Genomic DNA, 17,629 nt, shown 5'->3' with positions numbered 1-17,629 from the left:
CTGAGGAATCCAGGTTCCCAGGGTATGCGGCTACCGGGCGATCTCCCCAATGCAGTAGGCGCCGGTGCCGGGTGTCAGGGTGAATCGGGCGTTGCGGGTGGCACCGGACGCGTCCGTGACCGGCCCGGTGACGGCGACGTAGTTGGGTCGAACGGTCTCGACCTTCAACGCCTTCGGATCGAACGCGGTCGCACCGTGCAGCGGGTCCGGATGAACGGCCAACGGCGGCGCGGTCGGCCCTGTCCCGGACGGATTCCACACGTTCAGATTCGGGCACACCAACGGATACGACGCCTCGACGTCGGAGACGTTGACTGGTCGGCCGACCGTGCGGGCCAGGTAGCGCTCCACCGTGTAGCGGGCGTCCTCGTCGGTGAACGGCGTCGACGATCCGACCGGCGACACCTTCGGGCAGGCGTAGTTGGAGTCGATTTCGGTGAACCGCGCCGACACTTCGGTGGTGTTGCTGCGCCAGAACGTCGCGAACTGTCCGACGATCCCCGGATTCGCGACCGCCTCGACGATTCGCTTGGGATCGCCGTACATCGGCTCGATCTGATCCGGCGGCACTGTCCAGCATTTACGCGTCAGCGCACCGAGGTCCTGTTTGACCACGTCGATCACCCACGGTCGCAGCGCGGTGGCGGCGTGCGCATTGCCCGGAACGGCCCCGACCTGCACGTCGGGTGCGCCGGTTGTCGTAGCAGTCTGTATGGAGGTGTCGGCCTCGTTTGCCACGTCGGTCCCGGAGTTCCCGCAGGCAGCGAGCGTTGCGGTCGCGACAACCGCGAGCGCCGCCGTCCGAAGCCTCATCGAGTTCCCGTTCCCTAGACCACATCTCCGATGCAGTATCCGTTCGACCCCACGCGCAGCGTGAAGGTCTTGCTGGCGGTCACCCCCGACGAGTTCTGTACCGGTACCGACACTGTCACATAGTCCAACCGGCCGGGCTGTGAGGTCAGCTCACTGTCCGTGTAGCCGGTGACGCCGGTCAGCTTGTCCGGGTCGTCTCGCAACGGCGCGATTTTCGACTGACCGGTGCCATCCGGATCCCATGTCGCCGAGTTGTCGCACACCAGCGGATATTTGCTCTCGACGTCGTCGGCGTTGACAGGCTTGCCGATCTGTCGAGCCAGATAGCGACGGACGGTGTGGCGGGCGTCGGCGTCGTTGTAGGCGAACTGGGTACCGGTCGGGTAGACGTACGGGCAGGCGTATCCCGACGAGATCTCGCTGCGCTTGACGCTGACGGTCTGCGTCGGGCCGGTCCAGGTCACCGCGAACTGGCCGTCCTTGCCGGGTTTCGCGACCGCGGCCAGGATGGCTTGCTGGTCGGCGTACATCTTCGACGTGTTCAGCGGCGAGATGGTCCAGCACTTGGCTGCCAAGCTCGACGGGTTCGTCACCAGATCGTTCACCCACGGCTGCAATGCCGCGGACGCGGCGGCGTTGGTCGGCACCTCGCCGACGGGCGCGGCGGGGGCAGTCTGAGTTGTAGTGGTCGACTCCGAGGTTGTCGACGGTTCTGCCGTTGCCGACTGGGACGCCGTGACGGCGGGTGCGTCGTGGTGCACGTCTGCCGCGGGAATTCCGGATTCGGAATCGCAGGACGCGAGCATCGGGACGGTTGCCGCAGCTGCGAGGCAGACCAGTAGCGCTTTCCGGTGTCGGTACACGGCGACTACGCTAACCGACTGTGGAACCTGTTTATTGGAGCATCATCGGTGTCGCCCGTTCGGTGTTCGCACTCGAAGGTTTGAAGTTCACCATTTCCGGGGATGAAAATATTCCTGCAAAAGGTGGGGCGGTGATTGCGATCAACCACACCGGCTACATGGATTTCACGTACGCGGGCATCCCGGCACGGACCACCAAGCGATACATCCGCTTCATGGCGAAGAAGGAAGTCTTCGACAACTCCGTCTCCGGCCCGATCATGCGGGTACTGCGGCACATCGAGGTGGATCGTGCGGCCGGTGCCGAGTCGTATCGCCAAGCGGTAGAGGCACTTCGCTCGGGTGAGTTGGTGGGTGTGTACCCCGAGGCGACGATCAGTCGGAGCTTCGAGATCAAAGATTTCAAGTCGGGTGCGGCGCGAATGGCGCTCGAAGCTCAGGTGCCGGTGATCCCTGTCGTGATCTGGGGAGCGCAGCGCGTCTGGACCAAGGGCTTTCCGAAGCGGTTGGGCCGCACCAACACACCGATTTCCATCGCGGTCGGTGAGCCGATTGCGGCGTACGAGCCCGCAGCCGACATGACGGCGCAACTGCGCTCGACGATGCAAGGCATGCTCGCCTTGCTGCAGAAGGACTACGACCACCCCGCAGGCGAGTACTGGGTGCCGGCTCGTCTCGGCGGTAGTGCGCCGACGCTGGAAGAAGCCGATCGAATGGATGCCGAAGAGGCGCAAGCGAAGGCGGCCCGCCGCGCGGGTTCCGAGGAGTAGGTCGTGCGGCGGGAACCGGTGTACGACGTGCTGACGGTCCTTGCCCGTTCGATGGCCGCGCTGCAGGGATTGCGCATCGACATCGTGGGGCAGGAGAACGTGCCGCGAACGGGTGGTGCGGTGTTGGCCGTCAATCACACGGCGTACCTGGACTTCATCGAGGTCGGCATGATCGGGCGCAACAGTGGCCGCAACGTGCGCTACATGATGAAGGCGGAGCTGGAACGCAATCCGATCGTCGGCTTTCTCATGAAGCACTGCAAGGCAATTCCGGTGGACCGCAGTGCAGGCGCTGCGGCGTACCACCGTGCCGTCGATTCGCTGCGTGACGGCGAACTGGTGGTGGTGTACCCCGAGGCGACGATCAGTCGGAGCTTCGAGATCAAGGAGTTCAAGTCGGGTGCGGCGCGGATGGCGCTCGACGCCGATGTGCCTATCTTGCCTGCCGCGATCTGGGGTGCCCATCGTATCTGGAGCAAGGGCTACCCGAAGCAGCTGGGGCGGAACAACTTTCCGATCAACATTCGGATCGGTACGCCGATCCCGGCCATGGGACACGTCGACGAGTTGACCGCACAGCTCAAAACAACTCTGCAAGAACTGCTGACACAGGCGCAGGTTGGCTATCCGATGCCTGCGGGGCAGCCGTGGGTTCCCGCCCGATTCGGTGGTGGTGCACCGGATCTCGCCGAGGCACATCGGCTCGAAGAGGCCGAGTTCGCCGCGCGCCGCAAGCGCGCATGAGCGTTCTGGTCGTCGGCGCCGGGCCTGCGGGTCTGACGCTCGCCTGCGCATTGCTGACCCAGGGTGTCGAGGTGCGAATCATCGACCGTGCCGACGGGCCTGCTCGTACGTCACGTGCAATGGTGGTGCAGCCACGCGGCGTGGAGGTGCTGCAACGGATCGGTGCGCTTGCCGACCTGCCCGAGCGTGCGATCGGCGTGCATACCATGGCCATTCACGCCGACGGGCGTCGGATCGCGACCATCGGTGTTGCAGATCTGTTCAGACGTAACGGTATTCGTCCACCGCTGCTGATATCGCAGGCCGATGTCGAAGCGGCATTGCGGCGTCGTCTCGATGACCTCGGTGGCCGGGTCGAGTGGGCCACCGGATTGGAGCAGGCCGTCCAGCGCGACGACGGCGTGACGATCGAGCTGAGTTCCGGTGCGAGCCAACGCGTCGATTGGCTGATCGGCTGCGACGGCGCGCACAGCACGGTGCGCGAGGCGGCGGGCATAGGATTCCCCGGCAGTTCGGTGAACGAGCACTTCCTGCTGGCAGATGTGCACACCGACTTTTCGGGCGATCGGGAAACGACCCGGACGTGGGTGCACCACGACGGCCTACTCGCGATGTTCCCGCTGCCCGGCAACGACTTGTGGCGGTTGATCGCCGATGTCACGCTCGCCGACGACGAAAGGCTTTCCGACACAGAAATTCTCGATCGACTACGTCATGCGGTCGTGGAACGGGCTGGACTCGACGATGTTCGGATCGGTTCGGCGGACTGGGTGTCGAACTTCCGGATCAGCGAACGATTGGCGGAGCGCTATCGCAACGGCCGTCTGCTGATCATCGGCGACGCCGCGCATATTCACAGTCCACTGGGTGGGCAGGGGATGAACACGGGCATCGGCGACGCCGAGAACCTGGCGTGGAAGCTGGCGCTCGTTGTCCAGGGCCGCGCTGATCCGTCGTTGCTCGACACAGTGGAAGCCGAACGGCGTCCGATCGCCAAAGAGGTGATCGCCTCGACTCGTCTGGTCACACGGCTCGGCTTGGCGCGCAACCCGGTGGTCGGCGCCGTCCGGAAGTTCGTCTTGCCGCGGATCGCGGCAATCGGGTTCGTGCAGAACATGATTGCCGAACGCGCGTCACAGATGCGAGTGACCTATCGGAGCGGTCCGCTGGGTGGTGGGAACCGGAAGGGGCTGTCGCCGGGCGATCCTGTTCCCGATCTAGAGCCGACCACGGATTGGACGGTGCGTGGTCCGGCACATGCTGTCGCACCTCATGTGGCTGCGTTGCAGAAACGGTTCGGCGCGGTCACGGTTGCGGCGCCGCCGAAACTGCGCGAAGTTCTCGTAGTCCGTCCGGACGGGCATCTGGCGTGGCACTCTGGTGTTACCGCTCGAGGTGTTACCGCTCGAGGAGATGGTTCGACAAGTCTGGACGCCTGGCTGGACGAGATGCTCGGCAAATCTGTGTAGATGTGGAGACGACGATGATCCTCGACCTTTTTCGGCTCGATGATCAGGTCGCGGTGGTCACCGGCGCCGGGCGGGGTCTCGGGGCCGCCATTGCAATCGCCTTCGCCGAGGCCGGTTCCGATGTGGTGATCTCGTCGAGAACCGAAAGCGAACTCCGCGGTGTTGCCGACGCGGTGCACGCAGCTGGGCGTCGTGCGCATGTCGTTGCCGCCGACCTCAGCGATCCCGATGCGGCGGCAGCCCTGGCTACTGCTGCTGTCGAGCAATTCGGACGGCTCGACATCGTGGTCAACAACGTGGGTGGTGCGCTCCCGAAACCGTTGCTGGACACCACACCTGCCGATCTGGAAGCTGCATTCACCTTCAACGTCTCCAATGCGCACGCGCTCGTCACGGCGGCCGTGCCCAAAATTCTGGAGACATCAGGCAGTGGGTCCATCATCAACATCACGTCGATGATGGGTCGACAACCCGGGCGCGCGTTCGCCGCGTACGGCACCGCGAAAGCCGCCCTTACGCACTACACCCGACTCGCATCGATGGACTTGTGCCCGAAGATCAGAGTCAACGGCATCGCGCCCGGTTCGATCGTCACATCGGCTCTCGAGATCGTCGCGTCGAACGAATCGATACGCACCCCGATGGAGAAGGTGACGCCGATGCGCACTCTCGGGGAACCGAACGATGTCGCAGCGGCGGCGTTGTACTTGGCGTCACCGGCCGGAAAGTTCATGACAGGCAAGGTGATCGAGGTGGACGGTGGTCTGATCGCACCCAACCTCGACATCCCGATTCCCGACCTCTGAGGAGACTTCGATGACCTACCGAGTGGTGCAATGGGGCACGGGCAACGTCGGGGTGCACGCGCTCGCCGGGATCATTGCGAATGCCGCGTTGGAACTGGTGGGTGTCTGGGTGTCGAGCGCTGCGAAGGACGGCGTCGACGCAGGCACGCTGGCCGGTCTCGACAGAACGGTCGGGGTCGCGGCGACCACCGACACCGATGCGATCCTTGCGCTCCAACCGGATTGCGTCGTGTACACCGCGATGACGGACAACCGCCTGATGGAGGCTCTGGAAGATCTGCGGAAGATTCTGGTGGCCGGCATCAACATCGTGGCCAGTGCACCGGTGTTCCTTCAGTACCCGTTCGACGTCCTACCGCCTGCGATGATCGAACCGCTGGAAGCGGCTGCGGCGCAAGGTAAGGCATCGATCTTCGTGAACGGTATCGACCCCGGCTTCGCGAACGACATTCTGCCACTGGTCCTTACCGGCACGTGCCAGAGCATCGAGCAGGTGCGGTGCATGGAAATCGTCGACTACGCCACCTACGACAATCGTGCAGTGATGTTCGACATCATGGGCTTCGGTGGCTCGCTCGACGAGACGCCGATGTTGTTGCAGCCGACCGTGTTGTCGCTCGCGTGGGGCAGCGTCGTCCGGCAGATCGCGGCCGGACTCGATCTCACCCTGGACGCCGTGACCGAAACCTACGACCGCAGACCGGCTCCGGACAGTTTCGAGATCGCCGCCGGTCACATCGAGCAAGGAACGGCGGCGGCGCTGCGATTCGAGGTGCGCGGGATGGTCGGCGATCGGGTGGCCGTCGTACTCGAGCACGTGACGCGCTTACGCCCGGATCTGTGCCCGGAGTGGCCGCAGCCCGCGCAGGAGGGCGGATCGTATCGCGTCGAGATCACCGGCGAGCCGTCGTACGCGTTGGATCTCTGCCTCACCAGCCGCAAGGGCGATCACAACCATGCAGGTTTGGTCGCGACAGCCATGCGGGTAGTCAACGCAGTGCCCGCCGTCGTCGATGCCGCGCCCGGCATTCGCACGACCTTGGACCTGCCGTTGATCTCCGGACGCGGCTTGGCCTGAGTCAGGGGCACCCACCCTCACATAGACGACGGCAGTGGTCCCCTCACTCAGGTGTTGCGGTGTACGCGGCGGTGGTTCGGTCTGCCGCTGCTGTCGCTGCGGCCTGGTCTTCGCCTGCTGCGATGGCCGCATCGCGCCACTGAGTACTGCTGAGAGTGTTGAATCGTTTGCCCTCGTCGGAGATCTGCCATTCCATGCTTTCTTGCGGATCAAGGCCTTGGCCCGAGGCCAAGTAGTTGGCTAGCCCCAGCATGCCGCCATCCCAACCGACGCCTACGGCACCCGGTCCGAACTCGGTCCAGCGCTCGTCGTCTACGTGCGCGATGTGCTCGAGGGTGAACTGCGCCTTGTCGTCGCCGACCGCTGACACGGTGACCTCGATCCAGCTGACCTCGCCGCCGTACTCCCAGGTCGCCGCGAAACTGCTTGGCGGATCGCACTTCTCGATGGTGCCGCCGGCATTGCCGTCGAACTGATAGGTGCCGCCGAGTCGCAGGTCTCCGCTGATCGGAAGGAACCACCGCGGAATGCGTTCGGGGTTCGTGCAGGCATCCCATAGGTCGTCGACGTCGGTGGGGTAGGTCTGACTCACGGTGATCACGCGGGCCTCACCTGCGTCGAGAACCCGACTCCCGACGGTGCGGCTGACGGCGTTGATCTGATGGTCTATGTCGATCATGTTCTGCTCCTTCTGCGCTTGCCACGTGCGATTTCGGTGCCCAGTGCATCGAGGTGCGGCGTCCAGTACCTACGGAAGTGGTCGAGCCACTGGTCGACGTCGCGGAGCGGGTCCGTGTTCACCGTGTACAGGCGTCGAGCGCCGTCGGTGCGCACTTCGGCAAAACCGTTGTCGCGTAGCACTTTCAGATGCTGCGACACCGCAGGTTGCGATATCGCGAACTCGTCCCGGATCACCTCGGTCACCGCACCCGACGCCAACTCACCGTCGGCGAGAAGTTCGAGGATCCGCCGTCTGACGGGATCGCCGAGAACGTCGAATGCGTGCACCGAGCAACTATAGAAGTCGGAGCTTATATAATTCAAGAGTTCTAACTGGGAAGGCGTTCGCCATGTCGCTCGATCGACTCAGCGGGGGCAGACAGTCGCCAGGCCTCGAAAACGGGTTCGGCAAGTTCATCGCGCTCGATCCCGTCCAGATGGACCACCACCCAGCCGTATCCGTAGGACGTGAACTGGACCTCTGCTTGAGGCCGACGGTTCGAGTCGGCTCCCAGAGATAGCCGAACGCGTGGTTCTTGACTGCGAATTTCCAATAGCGGCCGTTGTCGTTGCGGGTCACGTCATCGAGTTGATCCACCAGTTCGAGAAAATCCACGATGGCGCATCCGGTCATGGAGTCATTCTCGCAAAGGAACCGGGCGTCAGTTTTGCAGGGCGTGGAGATTCTTCGCCGTCGGCGACTTGGCGACGGTCTCCGGATCGGGCGCCGTGTGCAGGACGCGGTCGGCGGTGCCGGAGGTGGTGACGCTGAACCAGTAGTGCTCGTTCTTGAAATGGTGCAGCCGGTGGTTACGTCGAATCGCTTTGTAGAGGCGAGTTTTCGGCTGGTAGTCGCTGTGAATCAGGTAGTGGGTCCACTCGTAGATGCAGCCGATCACTGCAATGGTGCCGAGGTAGGTCAGGCCGAGTCCGATGCGCGGGAAGGCGAAGATCGCGATGAGCGTGAGCAGCGGAATCAGCCACAGCAGGACCGGCCAGGGAATGAAGATCAGCGGGACGTTGCGCGGGTCGACGTGATGCTCGCGATGCTTACGCGACAGCAGCGGATCGATGGTGATGCCTGCGACGGTGCGCGGACGCCAATGCAGGATGCATACGTGGATCAGCCATTCGACGAACGGGAAGGACGCAACGATCACGACAGGGACGAGCGCGTCCGTCCACTGCCAATCGCCGGCGATGATCCGTGCGGCGACGGCGACAACGACCGTTGCGCCGAGCATCCAGGGCGTCGGATGCCGGAGGAATTCGCGGAAGGCGTCGCCGAGCGTGAGGCCCTTTCGGATGTGGGTGGTCATGGCTGCTCCTCGAGACTGGTGATTGCCGAAATCAATGCGGTGGTAGCGGGTTCGAGCAGATCCTTTGCGGCCTGAGCGGCGAGGTCGGGTGTGCCTGCAACGATCGCGCCGGTGAGGGCGCGATAGGCCTCCGGGTGACCCACCTCCGCTGCCATCACGGTGGCGAGTGCGCCGAGTGCGGGCTCGTAGGCGGCGCGCAGCGTGTTGTACATCAGACGGAACGCGATGGAATTAGCGCCGTCGACGATGTGATCCCAGAATGCCAACGCGATGATCTGAGCCTGGACGGGATCCTTTTCTGCGTCGAGGGAATCGACCGAATCGTTCAGCGCAGTAGCAAGTTTCGCGCCCGATCGCTCCGCTGCGAGCGCCGCGATCTTGGGCCCGTTGTGCAGCCGTGCCTCCAGGATGCTGCGAGCCACGGCGATGTCGAGTTCGCCTGCGCGCAGCAATAATTGGGGGAGTAGATCCAGGCCGGCGTGGCGTCGATAGTCGCGGACCGTCGTAGCGTCGCCTTGTCGAATCTCGATCAGTCCGGCAGCAGCGACCCGTTTGAGTGCCTCCCGAACCGCCGGCCGCGATACCCCGAGTACCTCGGCGAGGCGGCGCTCGCTGGGCAGCGACTCGCCAGGAGTCAGTTCGCCGCTGACCACGTCGCTGACGATCTGATCGAAGACGTCCTCGGGTACCGAGCGCCGATTCACGGGTTGCAGTGCCATGGATCGAGCATGAACCTAATTGCGGTAAGACGTCAAGTGGTCAGACCAGTGTACCTACCTGATCATGAGCAGCTCGGGGCTAAAACCGCGAAATTTGCCACCATTCGGTCGTGATCAGCGCCGAGGTCAGCCCTCCCAGGCCGCAACCCGCTCGGCAAGAACAGGCAGGCTGATGGTGGCAGCACCGAGCACCACGTCGTGGAAACCTTGAATGCTGAAGTTTCCCCGTAGCCGCTCTTCCGCCTCGGCACGCAGTCGCAGAATCTCGCGCTGGCCCACCTTGTAAGCCAGCGCCTGACCCGGCATCCCGATGTAGCGATCCACTTCGGTGACGATCTCGTCCTTCGGCACCGGCGCGTGCTCCACCATGAAGTCGATGGCCTGCTGCCGGGTCCACCCCATCGCATGGAGGCCGGTGTCGACGACCAGCCTGCACGCTCGCCAGGAATCGCTCGCCAGCATGCCGAGCCGATCCAGATCGGTTCGGTACAAACCCATTTCGCCTGCGAGCCGCTCGGTATAGAGCGCCCATCCTTCGACGAACGCGGTGTGACCCCAGGACAGTCTTCGGAATGCGGGCAGGTCGACGCGCTCCGAGGCGATCGCCAACTGTAGGTGATGGCCCGGGATCGCTTCGTGGAACGCGATCGACGCCGTCTCCGCACGCCCGGTCTTGGTGGGTTCGTGCAGGTTGACGTGGTATTCGCCCGGACGGCTGCCGTCCGGCGCGGGCGGCGTGTAGTAGGCGGCGGGGGCATCGGCGGCGAGGTAGTCGGGGATGGCCGTCAGCACGCACGGCGCTTCCGGCAGGATGCCGAACCAGCCTGCCATCGCCTCTGTCGCGGCGTCGAGGCTCTGGGTCGCGGCCGCCAGAATCTCGTCGGAGTTGGTGTAGCGCAACTCTTGGTCATCGAGCAGATGGCGGAAAATTTCGGCGAGGTCGTCGGTGCCGAATTGGTTCTTGCCGATCTCGCGGTACTGCTCCGGCAGAACGTCGAGCACTTCCCGCTTGCCGATCTCGTGCAGTTCCTCGGCGGTCAAGTCGAGTCCGGTGTGCAGCTTGATCAGAGCGAGGTAGACGGCCGGACCGTCGGCGAGCCAATGCAATCCGGGTTGGTCGTCGGAGCGGGACACAGGCAGCAATTCGTCTGCCAGCACCGTGCGATAGCGAGCGAACGCAGGCCGAAGATGTTCGGTGACAGCAACTTTCATCTGCTCCCGCCAGGCGCTTTCGCCACTCCAGTTCTCGGGTCCTGCCATGGTGGCAAACGGGTCGTCTTCCAGCGGCGACGCCAGATAGCCGTCGACCTGGTTGATCGAGCGCTCGATGCAGATGTGCGCAGGCGTTCGCCCCGCGGCGAGCCCCGCGCGGAAGCGATCGGCAGCTTGATCGAGCATGCCCCCGAGACGTTCCAGCCGAGTCACCGCAAGTGGTGCGTGCTCGGGTTCTGCTGCTCGCAGCTGCCCGGCCATGATCAGGAGGTCGGCGTGCACACCCTGCATCTGGTCGGACAGAAACTCGGCAAGCCGCAGATCGATCCCGACGATGTTGTCGCGCAATTCGCCCAACAGCAGGGTTCGAGTGACCAGATCGGTCTCGTCGAGCTCGGCAGGATCGACCTCTTCCACCTCGTCGATCAAGCCGGCCCAGGTGGCGCGGCGAGAAGCGTCGGCGGTAACGGACAGGTCGTCCACCTGGTCGTCGTAGCGGTGATCGCCGATGAAGGTGGCGAACAACGGGCTCGCCACGAGGCGCGCTTCCCAGTACCGATCGGCCAGATTCTGCAACGCTGTCGATGTCATGACCTCCATGCTGCCGGAATCGGCGCGAAGGTGGGCGCGCCTCTGCAACGATTGATTGGTCTGCAGGGAGGCCAGGCCCGTGAAAGTTCTCATTGCCACGATGCCGATGGACGGCCATTTCAACCCGCTGACCGGGGTGGCCAAGCATCTGCAAGATCAAGGGCACGACGTTCGGTGGTACGCAGGCGCCAGCTACGACACACGGTTACGTGAGCTCGGCATCCCTCGCCTCCCCTTCGATCGTGCAGTCGAGGTGAACAGCGACACCATTGCCGAACTGTTTCCCGAACGCGCAAAACTCAAGGGGCCCAGACTCATTGCGTTCGATGCCGAACAACTGTTCTTCGGCAACGTCGAGAATCACTATCGCGACATTGCCGACATTCGCGAGCACTTTACGTTCGACGCCTTCTTTTGCGACGGCATGTTCTGTGCGGGCAAGTTGGTTGCGGAGAAGACGGGAGTTGCCGGATATGTCGTGAATCCTGCACCGCTGTTTGCACGTTCGCGTGATGTGCCGCCGCCGGGCTTCGGGCTGAAGCCCGCACAGTCGCTGGCGGGCAGGCTGACCCATCGTGCCGTGCGCGCGGTGCTGTTTCTGGCGATGCGCAAGGCGATCGGTCGTTTCAACGGCTATCTCGACAATCAGGGCCTCGAGCCGATTTCGGTGAATGCGTGGATGGATGTCCCTCACCTGTGTGCGACGCACCTTTTTCAGGTCGGCATCGCGGAGATGGATTTTCCGCGAACCGATCTACCGCCCAACGTCACTTTCGTGGGCGCACTGCTCCCGTATCGGCGAGTTTCCGACGACCCCTTCCCACTGGCGGAGCGACTCCGCGATGAGTCCGTGATCGTCGTGTCGCAGGGCACTGTCGACAACCACGATCTCGAGAAGCTGATCGTTCCCGCGTTGGAGGCGTTGAAAGATGGATCGCACACCGTAGTCGTCGCGACGGGCGGAACGCGTACCGCCGAACTACGACAACGGTTTCCGCAGTCCAACGTGATCATCGAAGACTTCGTAGACTTCGATGCGCTGTTCGACTATGCGGATGTGTTCGTGTGCAACGGCGGTTACGGATCCATCGTGCTGGCGATGAGTCACGGCGTGCCCGTCGTTGCCGCGGGAATTCGCGAGGGCAAGAACGACATCAACGCCCGCCTTGCCTACCTGGGGCTCGGCCTCGACCTGCGCACCGAACGACCGTCGCCCAAGAAGATCGCCGCAGCCGTCGATCGCATCATCGGCGACGCCACCATCGCCGCGAACGTGGCGAGGATCGCGAAGGAACTTGCGACCTACGACGCACTGCGCATCATCGACGACCACATCGGGAAATAGCACCGTGCCTTCCGACATCGTCTTCGCCACCTACGACGGTGGTGGCAACACTGCACCGGCACTGGGCATTGCCAAGGTGCTGCTTCAGGGCGGACATCGAGTCCGGATGCTCGGGCAGCCATCACAGCGGCAGCAGATAGCAAGCGCAGGAATAGAATTCCACGAATATCGACGCGCACCGCAGTGGATGTCGGTCGACAAGCCGGGGCCCCGCTACTTGGCGGGGCTGTTCTCGACCTTGACCAGTCGCGGAATGGGGCAGGATCTGCTCGACCTACTACGTGACGATCCGGCGACGCACGTCGTGATCGATTGCGCACTGCTCGGTGTACTGGACGCTGCGGGCCGCGTTGACGTGCACCACGTTGCACTGGTGCACGCGTTCTTCGCATGGTTCGACGGTCCGTTCTATCGAGGTCTGCTCGGTCGATCGGCGCGACTACGGCGGCTCGACGCGCGAAAGCTCTGGCGCGGAGCTGATTCGGTGCTGGTGTGCTCCGATCGAGAGCTCGATCCAGCACGAACCGTGCCGGGCAACCTAGCATGGACCGGAGCGGTCGTCGCCCCTGCTGTTCAGGCCGAGAGACCCGATCGCGACCGCATCCTTGTCAGCTTCAGCACCATTTCGTTCCCCGGTCAGGTTGCGCTACTGCAGAAGGTGCTCGACGCCGTTGCCCCGCTCGACCTCGATGTGATCGTGACGACGGGGCCGTCGGTCGACCCTGCCGAGCTGCGGGTCCCAGCGAATACCACAGCGCACCAGTATCTTCCGCACAGCGACATCTTGCCGACGTGTACCGCGGTGATCGGCCACGGTGGTCATGCGACCACCTTTCGTGCGCTCTCCTTCGGTCTGCCGCTGCTGATTCTGCCGTTGAACCCGATGGCCGATCAACCGATGGTCGGCGAGGTTGTCGCCGCCGCGGGAGCGGGTCTCTGTCTGTCGAAGAACTCCAATGCCGACACTGTTCGGCACGCGGTCGTCGAGCTCCTCGCCTCCGACGTCCATCGTGAACGGGCGCAGGCGCTCGGCGCTCGGATTCGCGCAGCGGACGGCGCAGCAACTGCGGCAAACCTACTGCTCGGCTAGCGATTTCGTGGTGGCCGAACCAGTGCAGTCTGGTCAGGCGGCGCGAAACCGTACTGCGCATAGAGGCCATGCGCGTCGCGGGTGAACAGTGTCCAGCGAAATCGACACCGGGTCCGTCGTCGATCATCGCCGCGACGATGCGTTTACCCAGCCCGTTGCCCTGGTGGTCGGGATGAACGTAGACGTCCGCGAGGTACGCGTCACCGATGCCATCGGACGTCGCGCGTGCGAAACCTACTGTGCTGCCTGCGTGGTGGACACCGATCACCCGCCACGCGTCTCGAACCTGCTTTTCGAACTGCGCTCGCGTTCGCCACCGCCCCCAGTACGCGTCGGTGGACAGGTAGGCCCATACCGCGTCGATGTCGAGTCGCGAGCGGTTGTCGCTCAGTTCGTAGCTCACCGATCCGATTTTAGGTCGCCGAACGCGGCAGCGGTCCTACTGCCTCGGCAGAACGTGCTCGCCCGTCTTGTCGGTGCTCAGGCTGAGCGAGCTGATGTACTGCTTCTCTCCGTCGGGACCGGGTGTATTGGACGCGATCATGTCCGGCCGCTCGAACTCGATTCCCGACACGTGGCACAGCAGCTTCTCACCTGACGGGTTTCCGTGCTCGTCGAACATCGGGAGGTCGATCCCGTCGTCGGTGCGTCGCAGGTAGTACTTGCCCTTTGTCGCAATCGCCAGAACCGGCGGTGCCACAAGGGCAATCACGACAGCGACGATCGGCGAGTACGGCTTGATCGACTCGCCGAACGCACCGAAGAACACCAGGATCGAGATTCCCGCGGAGAGTGCCATCGACACGAATCCGACCGGATTGACGTCGTAGAGCATGCCGCGCCGGAACTCGGGAACCTTGGGCGAGAGCTTCAGCAGGTACTTGTTGAAGACGATGTCCGCCGCGACGGTCACGATCCACGCCATACCGCAGTTCGCGTAGAAGCCCAAGATCGTGTTGAGGAAGTCGAACATGTTGGCTTCCATGAGAATCAACGCGATGGTGACGTTGAAGATGACGAAAACCAACCTACCCGGGTAGTGCTTGGTGACCCGGGTGAACGAGTTGGTCCACGCCAGTGAGCCCGAGTAGGCGTTGGTCACGTTGATCTTGATCTGGCTGATGACTACCAGGATCACCGCGAGAGTCATTGCGAGCCAGTGCGGCATCATGTCCTGGTAGATCTCCAGGAACTGGTGCACGGGCTGGTTGGCGACGGTGGCACCGTCGGCGACGTTGGCGATGATGTAAACCGCAAGGAACAAGCCGACCACCTGCTTGATGGCGCCGAAGATCACCCAGCCCGGTCCTGCCAACAGCACCGCGCTCCACCAACGACGTTTGTTCTCAGGAGTTTTCGGTGGCATGAAGCGCAGGTAGTCGATCTGCTCTGCGATCTGAGCGATCAGTGACAGACAGACGCCGGCCGCCAGCATGACCGAGCCCAGATTCACACCCTTGCCCGCCTTGGCGTCGTCGCCGCCGTAGGCGAAGAACGTCCCAACCGAGTCCGGGTGCTTGATCAGCAGGTACAGGAACGGCAACACCATCATGACCAGCCATAGCGGGGTGGTCCAGACCTGCAGCTTTGCAAGGGCTTTCATGCCGAAGATGACCAACGGGATCACCAGTAGCGACGACACCAGGTAGCCGATCGGCAACGGTATGTGCAGGCCCAGTTTCAGGCCCTGCGCCATGATCGAGCCCTCCAACGCGAAGAAGATGAAGGTGAACGTCGCGAAGATGACGTTGGTGACCACGGACCCGTAATAGCCGAAACCGCTTCCGCGGGTGATCAAGTCGAGATCGATGTTGTAGCGGGCCGCGTAGTAGGCCAGTGGGAACCCGGTGAGCACGATGACCACCGCGAACACCAGGATGCCCCACAGCGCGTTGCCCGTGCCGTAAGAGATGCCGATGTTCGCGCCGATCGAGAAGTCGGCGAGATAGGCGATGCCGCCCAGTGCAGAGGTCGCGACAACGCCAGTTCCCCACTTGCGGTAGCTGCGTGGCGCGAATCTGAGGGTGTAGTCCTCCAAGGTTTCGTGCAGCGCGGAGTTCTCCGCCCTGTCGTGTGCAGAGATCGCTGTCTCTACCGGTGGCGCCTGCAAATCGGTCATGGTTCCTCGTTCCGTCACCCGGACTGGTTCTGCCAGGACCGTAGGAACGAGTTGTGTCGGCGGCGGCGCGCTTTGGTTACCGGGCGGTTAAACGTCCCTCACAGGGCGATTCGTGCCCAGATGCCTCGGTGATCCGAGCCCGGTAGGTCGACGGCGCGGACCACGAGTGCGGTTGCGTCGCTGGTCAGGATGTGATCGATGGCGATGATCGGCGGATACCAGGTATCCGCCGCATAGGTCGGTTGGATACCCGCGCCGGTAGCGATTGCCGCATCGGAGTAGCGATCGTCGAGGAGCGCGCGGTAGGGCTTGTGGTCGTATGTCGCGTTGAAGTCCCCGCCCACCAAGACTGGCCTGTCATCGGGAACCGCATCGAAAATGGTTCGCAGCAGCCCCATTTCGCGAAGCCAGGTTTCCGGGTGCAGCGGCCATGGCGGTTGGGGGTGTACGGCGAACACCGACGGAGAACGCCACTCCGGTGCATCGACGCGTGCCGAGAGCATTTCGGTCTCGAATCCGTCGTACCGATGTTGTTCCGTCAGTGGGTATCTGCTCCAGATGCCGGTGCCTCGGCCGCCCGGAGCGGTGCTGACGTAGCTGTGCGGGAGTCGCTGGCACAATCCCGCCGCGATGAGTCGCTGCAGCCCTTCTTCAGTGAGCTCGCAGATCGTGAGGATGTCTGCCTCGACGTTGTCTACTCGGGCGACGAGGGCCGCGGCATCGGCGTTACCGATGAACAGGTTGGCTTGCAGGAGTACAACTTCCGTGCTTCCTTGCGACACCGGCTTCTTCGCGCGGTAGAGGGGCCACTGCGTTGCGGCGCCCATTGCGCTGACGAGAATTCCAGCAGCGACGCCGAGCCACTGGCCACCGACAGCGAAAACGATGGCTCCCACCGGCGCGAGTACGAGCAGCGGCGGAGTCAACGCGGCAGCGACCAGAAGTAATTGGCGTCGTGAATCGATCGCGTGCGCCGCGATGCCGACCAAGGCTGCGCCGATCAGAACTGTTCCCAACGCAGCGATCAGGAGGGTGCCCACGACTCCATAAGAGCAGTCGTAGCTGAGGACCAGCTGTGACGCTCAGCCGGGCGAGTGGCGATTTGTCGGGTCGGGCAGTATTGATCGGGTGCAGCGACGCAACCTCGACCGTGCCAAGCCCAGACTCGTGGCCAGCGATGTCGACGGAACGCTTCTGGACAACGACGAGAAGGTTGCGCCCCGAACCAAGGCCGTGATCCGGTCGTTGGTGGCCGACGGCGCCACGTTCGTTCTCGCGACCGGGCGACCGCCGCGCTGGATCGAGCCGGTGGTCGACGGGCTGGGCTACGCGCCGATGGCCGTGTGCGGCAACGGTGCGGTGATCTACGACAGCGACTCCGATCGGGTGCTCAGCTCGCGTTCGCTCGACGTCGAGACACTCGCGTGGGTCGCCGAGCTGGCACTGCAGACGATTCCCGGGTGTGGGCTTGCCGCGGAGCGGGTCGGGGAATCGGCACACGATGCCGCGACACCACAGTTCGTCAGCTCGCCCGGCTATCAGCATGCCTGGCTCAATCCGGACAACACCGAGACGTCGTCGGAAGAAGTGCTTGCCGCACCTGCGATCAAGCTTTTGATCCGGCAGCCGAGTGCGACGAGCGAGGCGATGCGGCAAGTGTTGGAGCCGCTGGTCGGCACGCGCGCAGACATCACCTATTCGACGAACAACGGGCTCATCGAGATCTCGGCGCCAGGCGTCACCAAGGCGTCGGGCCTGGACCTTCTTGCCGAGCGATTCGGCATCGCACATTCGGAGATCGTCGCATTCGGCGACATGCCCAACGACGTACCGATGCTCACCCTGGCAGGCCACGGAGTTGCGATGGGCAATGCGCATGCCGATGCGCTTGCTGCTGCCGACGAGGTAACGGCATCGAATCAGGATTGTGGTGTCGCAGTCGTTCTCGAGCGTTGGTGGTCTGCTTAACTC

The 17,629-nt window shown here is 63.5% G+C and carries 17 protein-coding genes and 1 pseudogene; 8 read left to right on the top strand and 10 right to left on the bottom strand.

Going from position 1 to position 17,629, the window contains the following annotated elements:
- Positions 1-30: 30 nt before the first annotated feature.
- A complete protein-coding gene (locus FOY51_RS01700; protein ID WP_149428458.1) occupies positions 31-813 on the bottom strand; it encodes a hypothetical protein in 783 nt (260 codons plus the stop codon).
- 14 nt (positions 814-827) lie between these two features.
- Positions 828-1,676: a hypothetical protein gene (locus FOY51_RS01695; RefSeq protein WP_149428457.1), complete on the bottom strand. Its 849-nt coding sequence runs from the start codon at positions 1,674-1,676 to the stop codon at positions 828-830.
- A gap of 20 nt (positions 1,677-1,696) precedes the next feature.
- Here FOY51_RS01695 and FOY51_RS01690 point away from each other — a divergent pair, with 20 nt between their 5' ends.
- Genes FOY51_RS01690 through FOY51_RS01670 form a run of 5 tightly spaced genes read left to right on the top strand, consistent with a single transcriptional unit; the run spans position 1,697 to position 6,543 of the window.
- Entirely contained in the window at positions 1,697-2,446 is a 750-nt protein-coding gene (locus FOY51_RS01690; RefSeq protein WP_149428456.1) for a lysophospholipid acyltransferase family protein, read from the top strand.
- Between the two features lie 3 nt (positions 2,447-2,449).
- On the top strand, positions 2,450-3,190 hold the full coding sequence (locus FOY51_RS01685) for a lysophospholipid acyltransferase family protein (protein ID WP_149428455.1): 741 nt from the start codon (positions 2,450-2,452) through the stop codon (positions 3,188-3,190).
- Positions 3,187-4,659 carry an FAD-dependent monooxygenase gene (locus FOY51_RS01680; RefSeq protein ID WP_149428454.1) on the top strand — a complete coding sequence of 491 codons (1,473 nt, stop codon included), beginning with the start codon at positions 3,187-3,189 and terminating at the stop codon, positions 4,657-4,659. The genes FOY51_RS01685 and FOY51_RS01680 overlap by 4 nt, the downstream gene beginning before the upstream one ends.
- Before the next feature lie 14 nt (positions 4,660-4,673).
- The gene (locus FOY51_RS01675; protein ID WP_149428453.1) at positions 4,674-5,465 is read left to right on the top strand and encodes an SDR family oxidoreductase; all 792 of its coding nucleotides are present in this window, start codon (positions 4,674-4,676) and stop codon (positions 5,463-5,465) included.
- A 10-nt stretch (positions 5,466-5,475) separates the two neighbouring features.
- Positions 5,476-6,543, top strand: coding sequence for an NAD(P)H-dependent amine dehydrogenase family protein (locus FOY51_RS01670; RefSeq protein WP_149428452.1), 1,068 nt, complete (start codon positions 5,476-5,478; stop codon positions 6,541-6,543).
- Between the two features lie 43 nt (positions 6,544-6,586).
- On the opposite strand, the gene FOY51_RS01665 is transcribed toward FOY51_RS01670, so the two are convergent.
- The 5 genes from FOY51_RS01665 to FOY51_RS01640 form a co-directional block, all read right to left on the bottom strand.
- A complete protein-coding gene (locus tag FOY51_RS01665; protein WP_149428451.1) occupies positions 6,587-7,222 on the bottom strand; it encodes an SRPBCC family protein in 636 nt (211 codons plus the stop codon).
- On the bottom strand, positions 7,219-7,551 hold the full coding sequence (locus tag FOY51_RS01660) for an ArsR/SmtB family transcription factor (RefSeq protein WP_149428450.1): 333 nt from the start codon (positions 7,549-7,551) through the stop codon (positions 7,219-7,221). Before FOY51_RS01660 ends, FOY51_RS01665 begins: the two co-directional genes overlap by 4 nt.
- 374 nt (positions 7,552-7,925) lie before the next feature.
- Positions 7,926-8,582 carry a sterol desaturase family protein gene (locus FOY51_RS01650; RefSeq protein WP_149428449.1) on the bottom strand — a complete coding sequence of 219 codons (657 nt, stop codon included), beginning with the start codon at positions 8,580-8,582 and terminating at the stop codon, positions 7,926-7,928.
- Entirely contained in the window at positions 8,579-9,301 is a 723-nt protein-coding gene (locus FOY51_RS01645; protein ID WP_149428448.1) for a FadR/GntR family transcriptional regulator, read from the bottom strand. The genes FOY51_RS01650 and FOY51_RS01645 overlap by 4 nt, the downstream gene beginning before the upstream one ends.
- Before the next feature lie 126 nt (positions 9,302-9,427).
- Positions 9,428-11,104, bottom strand: a complete 1,677-nt coding sequence (locus FOY51_RS01640; RefSeq protein ID WP_235916032.1) for a DUF885 domain-containing protein — start codon at positions 11,102-11,104, stop codon at positions 9,428-9,430.
- A gap of 79 nt (positions 11,105-11,183) precedes the next feature.
- On the opposite strand from FOY51_RS01640, the gene FOY51_RS01635 reads away from it, so the two are divergent.
- Together FOY51_RS01635 and FOY51_RS01630 are read left to right on the top strand one after the other, a co-directional pair.
- On the top strand, positions 11,184-12,449 hold the full coding sequence (locus FOY51_RS01635; RefSeq protein WP_149428447.1) for a glycosyltransferase: 1,266 nt from the start codon (positions 11,184-11,186) through the stop codon (positions 12,447-12,449).
- 4 nt (positions 12,450-12,453) lie between these two features.
- Complete coding sequence (locus FOY51_RS01630) at positions 12,454-13,539, top strand: glycosyltransferase (protein ID WP_149428446.1); 1,086 nt, start codon at positions 12,454-12,456, stop codon at positions 13,537-13,539.
- A gap of 124 nt (positions 13,540-13,663) precedes the next feature.
- On the opposite strand, the pseudogene FOY51_RS28170 reads toward FOY51_RS01630, so the two are convergent.
- The 3 genes and pseudogenes from FOY51_RS28170 to FOY51_RS01615 form a co-directional block, all read right to left on the bottom strand.
- Positions 13,664-13,942 (bottom strand): annotated as a pseudogene (locus tag FOY51_RS28170) (GNAT family N-acetyltransferase); the annotation flags it as partial.
- Between the two features lie 36 nt (positions 13,943-13,978).
- On the bottom strand, positions 13,979-15,658 hold the full coding sequence (locus FOY51_RS01620; RefSeq protein WP_149428445.1) for a purine-cytosine permease family protein: 1,680 nt from the start codon (positions 15,656-15,658) through the stop codon (positions 13,979-13,981).
- Positions 15,659-15,756: 98 nt separating this feature from the next.
- Complete coding sequence (locus FOY51_RS01615; RefSeq protein WP_149428444.1) at positions 15,757-16,698, bottom strand: endonuclease/exonuclease/phosphatase family protein; 942 nt, start codon at positions 16,696-16,698, stop codon at positions 15,757-15,759.
- An 88-nt stretch (positions 16,699-16,786) separates the two neighbouring features.
- Here FOY51_RS01615 and FOY51_RS01610 point away from each other — a divergent pair, with 88 nt between their 5' ends.
- Complete coding sequence (locus FOY51_RS01610) at positions 16,787-17,626, top strand: HAD family hydrolase (protein WP_149428443.1); 840 nt, start codon at positions 16,787-16,789, stop codon at positions 17,624-17,626.
- The last annotated feature ends 3 nt before the right edge of the window (positions 17,627-17,629 follow it).

This window comes from Antrihabitans cavernicola (assembly GCF_008297975.1).
Lineage (GTDB): Bacteria > Actinomycetota > Actinomycetes > Mycobacteriales > Mycobacteriaceae > Antrihabitans > Antrihabitans cavernicola.
This window is presented reverse-complemented; position numbering and strand designations above follow the sequence as displayed.